General features: G+C 68.7%; 2 protein-coding genes and 7 pseudogenes. 3 read left to right on the top strand and 6 right to left on the bottom strand.

Annotated features, from left to right (window positions below; genetic code table 11):
* Nucleotides 1-44: 44 nt before the first annotated feature.
* Nucleotides 45-568, bottom strand: a pseudogene (dut, locus tag ACPEE0_RS11650) (dUTP diphosphatase).
* A 165-nt stretch (nucleotides 569-733) separates the two neighbouring features.
* Here dut and ACPEE0_RS11655 point away from each other — a divergent pair.
* Together ACPEE0_RS11655 and sepH are read left to right on the top strand one after the other, a co-directional pair.
* Complete coding sequence (locus tag ACPEE0_RS11655; RefSeq protein ID WP_035752751.1) at nucleotides 734-1222, top strand: DUF3093 domain-containing protein; 489 nt, start codon at nucleotides 734-736, stop codon at nucleotides 1220-1222.
* A gap of 177 nt (nucleotides 1223-1399) precedes the next feature.
* A pseudogene (gene sepH / locus ACPEE0_RS11660) lies at nucleotides 1400-2775 on the top strand (septation protein SepH).
* Between the two features lie 26 nt (nucleotides 2776-2801).
* Here sepH and ACPEE0_RS11665 read toward each other — a convergent pair.
* The 5 genes and pseudogenes from ACPEE0_RS11665 to ACPEE0_RS11685 all read right to left on the bottom strand — a co-directional run bounded on the left by ACPEE0_RS11665 (nucleotide 2802) and on the right by ACPEE0_RS11685 (nucleotide 10022).
* Nucleotides 2802-4455: pseudogene (locus ACPEE0_RS11665) on the bottom strand (DUF222 domain-containing protein).
* Between the two features lie 117 nt (nucleotides 4456-4572).
* Nucleotides 4573-5318, bottom strand: a pseudogene (locus ACPEE0_RS11670) (thymidine kinase).
* A pseudogene (locus ACPEE0_RS11675) lies at nucleotides 5311-6533 on the bottom strand (alkaline phosphatase family protein). The pseudogenes ACPEE0_RS11670 and ACPEE0_RS11675 overlap by 8 nt, the downstream one beginning before the upstream one ends.
* A pseudogene (locus ACPEE0_RS11680) lies at nucleotides 6533-7275 on the bottom strand (DUF5998 family protein). Before ACPEE0_RS11680 ends, ACPEE0_RS11675 begins: the two co-directional pseudogenes overlap by 1 nt.
* A gap of 62 nt (nucleotides 7276-7337) precedes the next feature.
* The gene (locus ACPEE0_RS11685) at nucleotides 7338-10022 is read right to left on the bottom strand and encodes a GNAT family N-acetyltransferase (RefSeq protein ID WP_009357955.1); all 2685 of its coding nucleotides are present in this window, start codon (nucleotides 10020-10022) and stop codon (nucleotides 7338-7340) included.
* A gap of 91 nt (nucleotides 10023-10113) precedes the next feature.
* On the opposite strand from ACPEE0_RS11685, the pseudogene ACPEE0_RS11690 reads away from it, so the two are divergent.
* Nucleotides 10114-12620, top strand: a pseudogene (locus ACPEE0_RS11690) (DNA gyrase/topoisomerase IV subunit A).
* Nucleotides 12621-12627 lie beyond the last annotated feature (7 nt).

A 12627-nucleotide genomic window follows, 5' to 3' on the forward strand; every position in this document is an offset into this window, starting at 1 on the left:
TGCTTGTGCCGGCCGCCGGCGTCTGCGCCGGCACGAAACCGGCGTTAGGGAAGGGTGAATCCGCCGGTTGACCCGAACCCTCCGGTGCCGCGCACGGATTCGCTCAATTCTGCGACGGGGACGAACTGCGCGTGCTCTACGCGCTGGATGACCATCTGCGCAATTCTATCGCCGCGCCGCAGTTCGATGGGCTGGCTTGCGTCGGTGTTGAGCAGGGTGACGGAAATTTCGCCGCGGTAGCCCGCGTCCACCGTACCGGGGGCGTTGACGATGGTGAGGCCGTGCTTGGTGGCCAGGCCGGAGCGCGGATGGATCAGGGCCACATAGCCATAGGGAAGCGAGATGGCCACGCCGGTGGGAACGAGCTTGCGCTCACCCGGCTGCAGGACCACATCTTCCCGCGCCCGAAGGTCTGCACCGGCGTCGCCCGGGTGCGCGTAGGACGGTGCCTCCAGGCCGGGTCCAGCATCTTCAGCTGGACCTGGAGGGTGGGTGCCGGGTTGTCCGCGGCCAGGGCTGCGGGTGCTTCGTGGGGGGCAGTGTCGAGTGTGGCGGGATGATCAGTCACAGTCACTCACTCTAACCCGCACGCCCGCACCGGACCTACTGCCAGCACCTCATCACGGCCCCGACCGACGCACGGGCAGGGGCAGCTTTGGTCTCCGTTCCAGCGGCACCCCCGGATGCCGGGCGCCAAGATGAAATAGCAGGGCAAAGGTGGAAAGCTTGGCGTATGCCCGAATCAAGCTCCCCTGCGCCCATGCCCAATTCTTCTTCCATGGGAGCGTCGGTGACCTACAAGGAAAAGCTTTGGCCGAACCTGTGGATCTGGATCATTGCTGCGGGTGTTTCGGGCGCCGGAATCCTGGTGTTCGCCCCCATCAGCGCGGCTGCCGGTTTTACGGCGGCGGCGGTTCTCTTCGTCATCATCGCCGTGCTGCTGGTGGTGTCCACTCCCACCATCCTGGTGACCGGGGACACGCTGACGGTGGGCCGTGCGACAATCGAGCGCAAGTTCGTGGGTGACGTCCAGGAATTCCGCGGTGAAGAAGCCACGGCGGAGCGCGGGACGCGGCTCAACGGCCTCGCCTACCTTTGCATCCGGGGCTGGATCGATCCCGTAGTGAAGATCGGCATCACCGACCCCGCGGACAACACGCCTTACTGGCTTACCTCCACACGGCACCCCGCCGAGCTCACGGCAGCCCTGACCCGCAGGTAGGCCCCGCTCCGGCGGCAACCGCGTCCGAGTCCCTTGCCGCCGACCCTTGGTCCACGGTTGCGGTCCTGGTTCTCCTGATATAGCGGAAAATCGCGGCACGCCCGGCCCCTTGAGGCAAAACACGTACACCGGGTGGCAGAGTTTCGATTGATAGTAATGCCAGGGTGGAGGATTTGGATGCAGGATCTACGGCTTGTGGGCGTGCACGACGACGGGACGCACCTCCTGTTGAGCGGAGCCGGCGGCGAGATGTTCCAGCTGCCGATCGATGAAGCCCTGAGGACGGCAAGCAGGTCAGCGGCAAAGCGGCCCGCGGACCGGCCCGCCATTCCCATGTCTCCCCGGGATATCCAGGCCGGATCCGTGCCGGTGCCACGGCCGCCGATGTTGCGGAACTGTCCGGGCTGCCGCTTGCCAAAGTGGAGCGCTATGAGGGGCCGGTCCTGGCGGAGCGCGAGTACGTGGCGCAGCAGGCCCGCAAGGTGGAAGTTGCCACCCCCTCCCCCGGGCACGACGTCTACCGGGCGGCGTTCGGTGACAACCCGGCCACCCTGGACGACATGGTCGCCCACCGGCTGTCCGCGCACGGCATCGATCCTTCAACAGTGGAGTGGGACTCCTGGCGCCGGCAGGACGGCACCTGGACTGTCTCCGCCAGCTTCGAACCCCTAACCGGCGGCGCAGCCGGCATCGGCGAGGAGCCTCCGGCGTTGTGGACGTTCAACCCGGTCCGCAAATCCCTGCAGAACACCAACCGGTGGGCGCAGCAGCTAAGCGAACTGGAACCGCTGGACGGTCCCGTCCCAGCGCGGCGGCTCTCGGCCGTCTCGGACAGGCCCTTCGACTTTGAGGCCGACGCGGACACCTCCCGTCCCGGCCCCGGCAACCAGGCCGGCCCTGCCCAGGGGTCTGGCAAGGACCCTGACGGGCTGCTGGACATGCTCCGCTCCCGCCGCGGACAGCGCCTGGGCGTGGACGAGGATTCCGACGACGCCCTTGCACTCCTGTTGACCCATGGCGTTCCGGCTGCCCACCCCCGCCCGTCGGAGGTCATCCCGGAACCGGAGGAGCAGGAGAACGGACCGCAGGACGACAAGGATGACGCGCCCGCCGCCAAGGGGGATTCCTTTATCCGCCGGCGCGACGCCCGCCCCTCGATGATGTCCAGGCTCAGCCTCATCCCGCCGCACCGCGATCCGGTGGAGGAGGCCCTGCGCCTGCACGACGGTGTCAGCACCGACACGCGCGAAATCACCATCGTCGCGTCCCCCACGCGTCCCTCGGGCAGCACGCCGGGCACGTCTTCCGGCTCTGACCAAACCGGCGAAGATGCGGAATCTTCAGCAACGAGCGGAGCCGCTGCATCGTCGAACGTTGGCCTGAACGAACTGCTGGGCGGAGCTCCCCGCCGGCGGGTTTCCCGGCACGACGACAGCACGCCTGCAACAGGCCAGCTGCCCGAGACGGAGGCACCTGAACGCCAGCCGTCCCGGCCGAAACGGTCCAGTGTGCCCTCCTGGGACGAGATCGTCTTCGGCACCCGCGGCGACTAAAGGCCACACTGGGACTGGCTCTGATGCTAGGACAGGCTCTCCACCAGCACGTGTTCGAGGTAACTCCATCCCACAGGCATCCCTGCTGGCAACTGACCTTCTGAGCGCTCTTCCCCAGGCAGGACCCGCCCGCCCGGAAGTCCTCGTGGCAGGTGTGGTGGTTCCCAGTCCTGGGATTCGCTGCTATAGGTGCGGCCCGACGGAGAGATCCAACCCGGAGGCCGGTCCTTGCTGGCGGGGGTGGGTTCCCAGCCGCTGGCGTGTTTCATCCGGTGATGTTTCGGGCAGAGCTGCCCAGGTTCCTGATCCCGGTGGTCCCGCCGTGGTGCCAGGCGAGCAGATGGTCTGCCTCGTTATCGAGCGCGGCGTTGCTGCACCCCGGGAACGGGCACTTCCCGTCCCGCAACCGGAGCCACCGCCGCATTGCTGCCGGGATCCGGTAGTTCTTGCGGCCGATCTCCAGCGGCGCCCCGTCCCGCGGGTCCACCAGTACCCGGTAGAACGACGCCGCACCTTCGGCGACGAGTTGCCGGGCCATCGACGCCGGGACCGGACCATGGCCATCCAGCACGGCAGGTTCATCCGTGAGGCCAAGCAGGGAGAAGACCGGTACTGTGACGAGCACCTGCGCCCCCGGGGCAGGGACTTCCGCCAGACCGCCCGCGGCCCCGGCACCTGGGGTCACACCCGGCGCCACACCGCTCCCTGCGCCCAGGAGCGCCGCGGCCCCGGCACTTGGGGCCACACCCGGCGCCACACCGCTCCCTGCGCCCAGGAGCGCCGCGGCCCCGATATCGGCCATCAGCTGGGCCAGGGTGCGGGGCTCGTCCGGGCCCTGCAGCCCCCGGGCCAGTGCCCGGGTACGGTTCCACGCGGCGTTAGCCTGGTGCGCGGGCAGGCAGAGCGAGATCCACCCATGCCGTCCCGGTCCGGGGTGTACTCCATCCGCCGTTGGGCCACACCCCGGGCGTGGCGGATTTCAATAGATTCGGGGTGGTGGCGTTCCCGCCAGGACCGGACCTTCCGCCGCAGCCTCGCCGGCGGCAACTCCCCCGCCAGACCACCGGCAACCACAGAGCCGGCAACGGGGGCGTCAGGAGTGTCGTCCAGCCCAAGGAAATGCGCTTCCAGCCTGGCGGTGGCAGCTGGGTCGAGCCCTGTGGTCTCGTCGACGATGACCTGGGCGTTCTGCCACGACACCGACCCGGCCTGCAGGGCATCCAGCGCGGCGGGCAGCGAACTGGTCAGCGCGTGCGAGGCACCAACCAAGGCACTCGCGGCCCGTTCACCGATGGTCAGGACGCAGGCAACCTCGGCCACCACGGCCATCTCCTGCCCCTTAGCCCACAGCGGGCTCGGATCCGGGTCCCCCAGCACAGCGGCGGCCTCCACATGCCCTGCGACCAGCCGCGCTTTCGCGGCCGCGGTAGATGCCTCTATTTTGGAAATCAACGCCAACCCGCCCAGGCAGGCATCCGCGAACGTCCGCAACGGATCACCCTCATCGGAACCACTGTCATCTGAACGGGCAGCAGAACTGCCCGCGGCCGTGGAATGAGCGGAATCGGCGGCAGAACGGCCCGCAACTACAACGGCGAGCTCATCGACAAACCCGGCCACCGACGCAACGGCAGCGAGAATCGCGTCCCTGCCATTGCCCTGCGTCGCTGTGCCGTCCATGAATCCAGCATGCCAAGGGGGTCTGACAAAACAGGCCCCTTCAGGGCGAGCGGGGGAAAATGAATCTGGAAAATAGTGGCGGGGTGATGCAGCCCGCGGTGGCGTCAACCGGGAAGGCTAGATCGCGGTCCCGCCCGGAGCCCCCGCAGCGCCCGTTCCACCGGTTCCGTGCCAGAGGCAGGCATCCACTTCGAAGGGCAGCAACTGGTCCTGTTCCGCCATCAGGTTCGCCCCGTGGGCTGTCACGCGCCGCATAAAGTGCCGCCGGCACAGGGTCTCATAACCCACCACCGGGACATGCCCGCTCTCCACAGTGGCTGCCGGATCCATGGCCATATCAACGTCGCCCACCACCACCTGGGCACCCTCGGTGACCATGACGCCGTCGACCGTCCTGGCGTTGTGCGTGGCGCGCCGGCCACACCAGCACAAGGCCTCGACCTGGAGCACCTGCACCCGGTCGGCCAGTTCGATGAGCCGCTGGGAACCGGGAAACAGGCGGGTGCGGAAATCGGCCGTGATGCCGAAGGCGAAGACGTCGACGTCGATCTCGTCGACCACCTTGGCGAGCTGTTCCACCTGCTCCGGTGAGTAGAACTGCGCTTCGTCGCAAATCAGGTAGTCCACCCGCTGGCCCTGGGTGCGCCGGCGCATGACTTCCTCCCAGAAGTCGGTTCCGTCCCCGACCTCCACCGCATCCGTCTGGAGGCCGAGGCGGCTGGAGATGCGGGATTTCCCGGCGCGGTCGTTGCGGCTGAACCGGACCCGCCCCGCCCGCGGGCGCGGTGGTTGTGGTCCATCTGCAGGGCCAGGGTGGACTTGCCGCAGTCCATGGTGCCGGAGAAAAAGACGAGTTCAGCCACGGCGCGCGCCCTTGCCGCTGGCGGTGAAGCACAGCAGCGGCACCTCGCGTTCGGCCTTGGTCAGCGAGCCGTGCTGGCCCACCACCTCCATGGCCGTGGGGCGGCTGCGCCGCGTGTCATACAGGGCCAGGCTGTCCCGGGCGGCGATCATGACGTCGCCGATCCTGCCTTCGACGGCGGGACGCACCGGGCCGAACAGGCCGGCGGACAGTGCGTCCTCGCGGGTGAACGCCCAGATCCTGCCGCGGAAGCGGGCACGCCAGGCTGCCAGCAGGCGGTCCCGGTCTGCGCCGTCTTCGAGGTACAGGTGCACCATCCGCGGTTCCCCCGCCGTGTGCCGGACACGGTCCACCAGTTGGGGGTCCGCGGAATAGTCGATGCGGTGCTGCTCGGGCACGTCCAGCATGCCGTGGTCGGCCGTGAGGAGGATGGTGGTGCCGGCGGGCAGGGAGGCGCTCAGCCGCTTGACGGTCGCGTCCAGTTCCTCGATCTGGTGCTCCCACTGCTCGGAGCCGCAGCCGTAGCGGTGCCCTGCCTTGTCCAGTTCGTTCAGGTAGAAGTACATCAATGACCGGTCGGAGCCGGCCATGGCTTCGGCGGCCGCGGCAGTGCGGGCGTGGGAGGTGGTCCCGGACACGAACTGGCCGCCACGGAGGGCGGCGCGGGTCATGGGTGAGTCACCGAACTGCGGCAGGCTGATGGTGGTGACGTCCACCTCGGCGGCAGCGCGCTCCAACACCGTGGGGAACGGCTGCCAGGCCTCGGGGTCCACCCCCGGGTCCCAGTTCCCCAGCAGGTTGACCACCTTGTCCTGCTTCGGATCGAGCACGTCGTATCCCACCATGCCGTGCTGGCCGGGCGGCAGTCCCGTCCCGAAGCTCGACAATGCCGCTGCCGTCGTGGAGGGGAAGGCAGAATCGAGCCACACCGGAACGTCGCCCTGCCCGGCCTGGATCACCGACCGCAGGAAGGGGGTGTGCGCCGTTTTCTGTTTCAGCAGGTTCCGCCCAGGCCGTCCGCCAGGACCACGCAGACGCGCCGGGCGTCGGGCAGGCCAAGCGTGTTCGTGAAGCCCCCGACGCCGATGCTCGCCGCGGCGCTGGTGAGGACTTCCGCGACGGAGCGCCGGCCGTACGCAGGGGCGGGAGGCAGGTCCTGCGCCTGGCCTGCGGGGGCAAGGGGGGTGCTGACAGCCTGGTGCCGGTCTTCGGGCATCAGCGCTGCTGGTGGCCGCGGCTGAGCCGGGTGCCGAAGACACCGGCGCGCGGGCGTGGCGGGAGCGACTGCACGTGGGGTACCGGGGCGCTGGAGCCGGTGTTCACCGCGCGAAGGGCACGGGCGAAAAGCTTGGCGTCCTGGACCGCCTGCAGGCCGTCCGCCTCGGCACTGATCCGCAGGACGATGTCCTCCTGGGCGATGGTGCCGGTGTAGCCGTGGTCCGCTTCGCACTGCGGATCGCCGCAGCTGGCAGGGCCCATGTCCAGCCGCTGGCCGCCGGACCAGGCGATGGAGAGCGTGAGTTCGCGGACGGGATCGGAGGGCTTGTAGTTCTGCGGCTGGGAGTACATGTAGCTGAGGACCACGGAACGGATCTGCGCCACGGGTACCGATTCGGTGGAGATCTGGGCGACGATCTGCTCGCCGGCGTCGTCCAGCTGCTGGTCATCAACATGCGTGATCACCAGCATGTCCGAGGTCAGCACCAGGACGGTAATGTGGCGGCGCACCTCGGCACGGTCGAAGTGGGTTTCCAGGTGCACCAGGTGGGCCACGCAGTCGCGGCCGTCCAGGGCATCGTCCACGACGTCGGCCACCAGGCGGGGTAGAAGCCGGCCTTCTGCAGGGCATCGTCCAGGCTCTGGCCCTGGGCACCGTGGCTGTGTGAGCTGTGGTGGCGGACGGCCTGGTTGTCATTGCCGGGCGTTTCGGGCGCCGACGCGGGAGGCTGTGAGCTCATGACCCCATTTTCACAGATCGGCCATCCACATTGCGAACCGCGCCGGTCCGGCACGGGCCGGTTCAGCCCAGCATGGCCCGCCGGGCGCTGTCAGTCCGCTGCGCGGCGTTGCCGATCCGGACGTCCGCGGCGAGGATGGTGGCGCCCGACGTGCCGCACAGCACCGGGTTGAATTCCACCAGGGCAATTTCCGGGTGGTTGTCCTTCATCCAGGCAAGCCTGCCGGCCAGGTCCTCCAGCGCTTCAACGTCCACCGCCGGAAGTCCCTGGTAGGCGAACAGCTTCCGGGCGGCCCGTGGAGCGCGGATGAAGTCGTGCACGTCGGCGGCGGACAGGGGCGGCACCCGGTGCGCCCAGTCATCCAGCAGGCTGGTGGCGTCACCGGCCAGGCCGAACGAAATTACCGGGCCCAGCAGCGGGTCCTCGATGGCCCGGAACGTGCACGCCTGGCCGACGGGCGCCATGGATTGAACCTCCAGCGCCGGGTCGCCATAGGCGGCGAGCGCCCGCCGCATCTGGAGGACGTTCTGCCGAAGCGACTCCGGGTCCTGGATGTCGAGCCGTACCCCGCCCAGGTCGAGCCGGTGCCGCAGCGCCGGGGCGGTGGTCTTCAAAGCGACTGGCCAGCCCAGCGCGTCAGCCGCTTCGACGGCCTGCTCCGGGGTATCGAAGCCCACGGACGGGAGCAGCCGGATGCCGTAGTGGCCCAGCAGGGACGCCGCCGCCGCCGGGTCCAGCTGCTTGAGCTGCTCGCCCCGGACATCCCGCAGGAGGACCTCGATCTCGGCGCGTGCCTGCTGCGGGTCGCAGCCTGCGGGTTCGACGAAATGTCCGTGGTCCCGCGATACCCACTCTGCATACCGCACCACGGCCGCGAGCGCGGCCACCGCTGCGCCGGGGTTCGAATAGCACGGAACGGTGTGGTCAGGCGACCCCACCATGCCCTCGACATAGACGGAGGGGTCCAGTATGCCGGTGAACGCAGCGACCACGGGTTTCCCGGCAGTGGCCGAGCATTCGGCCAGCACCTCGGCGATACTGTCCACCGTGAGTCCCCGCGCGGGCAGGAGTGCAGCCACCGCCGCGTGCACGGCTTCAGATTCCAGTGCCTTCAACAGCTCCGAGCGCAGGGCAGGCAGGGCAACGGACCGACCGGCGTCCAGGTCCACCCCGGCCACGAGCTGCGCGACGCTGAGCCCCTGGTCGGCGGCGCTGTCCGCCACCACCTTGCCCAGGGCCTGCGAGTTGCTGAAGATGGCGATGCCGGGACCGGCCGGCAGCGGCTGGCCGGACACAACCTGCGCCACGTCCACCAGCTGCTCGATGGTCTCCACCCGGATGACGCCGGACTGGCGCAGCATGGCATCCAGCGCCCCCACCGGCGCCTGAGTGGTGCGTACGGCGTGCCCCGGGGGCAGCCGCAGTCCCATGGTGTCCGATTTGGCCACGATCACCGGTTTGGTCCGGGCCAGCCGCCGGGCGAGCCGCGAGAACTTGCGCGGGTTGCCGATGGATTCCAGGTAGAGGCCGACGGCGGAGGTGTCGGCGTCGTCCTCCCAGTACTGCATCATGTCGTTGCCGGAGACGTCCGCCCTGTTTCCCGCGGAGAGGAACGTGGACAGGCCCAGCCGGCGCCGGCTGGACGCGGCGTAGAGCGAGACCCCGATGGCGGCGGACTGGCTGAAGAGGCCCAGGCTGCCGCGCAGGGCCAGTGTGGGCGCCATAGACGCGTTGAGGGAGACGTCCGGGTGCGTGTTCACGATGCCGAGCGAGGCCGGGCCGATGACGCGCATCCCGTTCGCCCGGGCCTGCCGCACCAGGTCCCGCTGCCGCTGGAGGCCGCGTTCGCCGTCGTCCGCGAAGCCTGCCGAGGCAATCACCAGGCCCTTCACCCCGGCCGCAGCGCAGTCGGCGACTACCCCCGGAACTTCCTCGTAGGGCACTGCCACGACGGCCAGGTGCACCGGGTCCGGCACTTCGGACAGGCTGCCGTAGGACAGCATGCCGGCCAGCTCGAAGGCCTCGGGGTTGATGGCGTAGACCGGCCCCGGGTACTTGCCTTCGATGATGTGTTCGAGCAACTGGTAGCCCACTGTCCCCCACTTGCGGCTGGCACCGATGACGGCAATGGACGACGGCGTCAGCAGGTCGCGCACGCTCCTCGCCTCCGCGCGGTGCTCGCGGGATTCCATGACGGCCCGGGATTTCTCGGTGGGGTCGATGTTGAACTCGAGGCTGACCACCCCGTCGTCGAAATGCCGCTTGACGTCATAGCCGGCATCGGAGAAGACCATCAGCATCTTGCGGTTCTCCGGCAGCACCTCGGCGGTGAACCGGCGGATCCCGTTTTCGTGCGCGGCGGCGGCGAGGTGTTCCAGCAGGATGGAGCCCAGTCCCCTGCCCTGGTGCGCGTCGGCGATGTTGAACGCGACCTCCGCCTCCGCTGGATCATCGAGCCGGTCGTAGCGGCCGATCCCGATGATTTCCCCGCGGCTGGTGATGACGAACGCCACCCGGTCCTTGTAGTCCACCTCCGTGAAGCGTTTGAGCTCCTTGCTGGACAGCCGGGCCTTGAAAGCGAAGAACCGCATGTAAATTGAATCCTGGGACTGGCGCATATGGAACGCCTGGACCGCATCGGCATCCGAGGGATGGATGGGGCGCAGGTGTGCTGTTCCGCCGTCACGCAGGACGACATCGGCTTCCCAATGTTCCGGATATTCGCCGTCCCCGGGCTGATCCACCATAGGCTTAGCCTAGCCAAAAACTTCCGGAGCACCGCCGCCCGCGCCCGAAAGACCGATTGCTCAGTAACCCCCAGAAGGATTCACCAACCCCATGGCCCGCCGCCAAAGTTCAGCCCCTCCCGTGGACACCACCCCCTACACGGAGAACATCGTTGACATCGATGTGACCTCCGAAATGGAGGGTTCCTTCCTGGAGTACGCCTATTCCGTCATCTACTCGCGCGCGCTCCCCGACGCCCGCGACGGGCTGAAGCCGGTACAGCGCCGCATCCTCTACATGATGAGCGACATGGGCCTGCGCCCGGACCGCGGCCACGTCAAGAGCGCCCGCGTGGTGGGCGAGGTGATGGGCAAGCTGCACCCGCACGGCGACACCGCCATCTACGACGCCATGGTGCGCATGGCGCAGGACTTCTCGCTCCGGCTGCCGCTGATCGACGGGCACGGCAACTTCGGCTCGCTCGACGACGGCCCCGCAGCCCCGCGGTACACGGAGGCCAGGCTTGCGGCCGCCGCCCTCACGCTCACCGACCACCTCGACGAAGACGTGGTGGACTTCGTCCCCAACTACGACAACCAGCTGACCCAGCCGGATGTGCTGCCGGCGGCGTTCCCCAACCTGCTGGTCAACGGCGCCACCGGCATCGCCGTCGGCATGGCCACCAACATGGCCCCGCACAACCTGGTGGAGGTCATCTCCGCCGCCCGGCACCTGATCGCCCACCCGGACGCCACACTGGATGACATCATGCGCTTCGTGCCGGGGCCGGACCTGCCCAGCGGCGGCCGGATTGTCGGCCTCGACGGCATCCGCGACGCCTACGCCACCGGACGCGGCTCCTTCAAGACCCGTGCCAAGGTCGAGGTGGAACAGCTCTCCGCGCGCCGCACCGGACTGGTGGTCACCGAGCTCCCCTACATGGTGGGCCCGGAGAAGGTGATCGAGAAGATCAAGGACGCCGTCAACGCCAAGAAGCTGACCGGCATCAGCGACATCGTGGACCTCACCGACCGCAAGCACGGTTTGCGCCTGGTCATCGAGCTGAAGAACGGCTTCAACCCGAACGCGGTCCTGCAGCAGCTGTACCGCTACTCGCCGATGGAGGACTCCTTCGGCATCAACAATGTCACCCTGGTGGACGGCCAGCCGCAGACCCTCGGCCTGGTGGACCTGCTCCGGGTGTACGTGAACCACCGGATTGACGTGGTCCGGCGCCGGACCGTGTTCCGGCTGGGCAAGAAGAAGGACCGCCTGCACCTGGTGGAGGGCCTCCTCATCGCCATCGTGGACATCGATGAGGTCATCCAGATCATCCGGTCCTCGGACGAGGCAGCCGCCGCCCGCGCCCGCCTGATGTCCATCTACGACCTCTCCGAGGTCCAGGCGAACTACATCCTGGAGCTGCGGCTCCGCCAGCTCACCAAGTACTCACGGATCGAGCTGGAGAAGGAGCAGGAGGAACTGCGCCGCGAGATCGAGGAACTGGAGGCCATCCTGGGCTCCGAGGAACTCCTGCGCGGTGTGGTGTCCGACGAACTGGGCCAAATTGCCGAACAGCACGGCACCCCGCGCCGCACGGTGCTGCTGGAATCGGAGGCCGTGTCCCCCACGGTGGCCGCCGAACTGGCCGGCGCCAACGGCAAAAAGGGCAAGCCCGCACCGCTGGCCCTGGAAATCGCCGACGATCCCTGCTGGGCCATCCTCACCGCCTCCGGCCAGATTGGCCGCACCACCAACCAGGAGCCGCTGGCCGAGGCGGGGCCGCGGAACAAGCATGACGTCTTCACCTCCGTCGTGAAGACGTCGGCCCGCGGGGAGATCGCGGCCCTCACCTCCCAGGGGCGGATGCTGCGCCTGCAGGTGATGGACATGCCCGTCCTCCCGGCCATGTCAGGACTGCCCAACCTCGCCGGCGGCGTGCCGGCCAAGGACTTCCTCACCCTGGTCAAGGGCGAAACCCTGGTGGCGTTCGTCCCCCTGGACGAGGTCCTCGCCATCGGCACCGCCCAGGGCGTGGTGAAGCGCGTCCAGCCCGACTACCCCCTGAACCGCGAGGACTGGGAAGTCATCGCCCTGAAAGACAAGGACTACGTGGTGGGCGTGGCCCCCGCGGGGCAGACGATGCCGAACTGGTGTTCCTCACCAGCCAGGCCCAGCTGCTGAAATTCCCGGCAGCCAACGTCCGGCCCCAGGGCCGTACGGCCGGCGGCATGGCCGGCATCAAGCTGGGCGCGGACGACCGCGTGATCTTCTTCGGCGCCGTGCAGCCCAAGGACGAAGCCGCCGTCGTGGTCACCATCGCCGGCAGCAACGGCGCCCTGCCCGGCACCGCCCCAGGCACCGCCAAGGTGACGGCCTTCTCGGAATACCCGGTCAAGGGCCGTGCCACCGCCGGCGTCCGCGCGCACCGCTTCCTGAAGGGCGAGGACACGCTGCTGCTCGCGTGGGCCGGCCATGGCCCGGCAAAGGCATCCTCCGCCGCAGGTGTGGCCAGGTCCCTGCCGCAGGAGCACGGCCGGCGGGACGGCTCGGGCGTGCCGCTGTCCCAGCCGGTGGAAGCGGTGGGTCCGGCGATGGCGTGGGCGGATCCCGCCTAGACTGCTG

Origin of the sequence: Arthrobacter sp. SD76, assembly GCF_049726125.1 — a bacterium.
GTDB lineage: Bacteria > Actinomycetota > Actinomycetes > Actinomycetales > Micrococcaceae > Arthrobacter > Arthrobacter nitrophenolicus.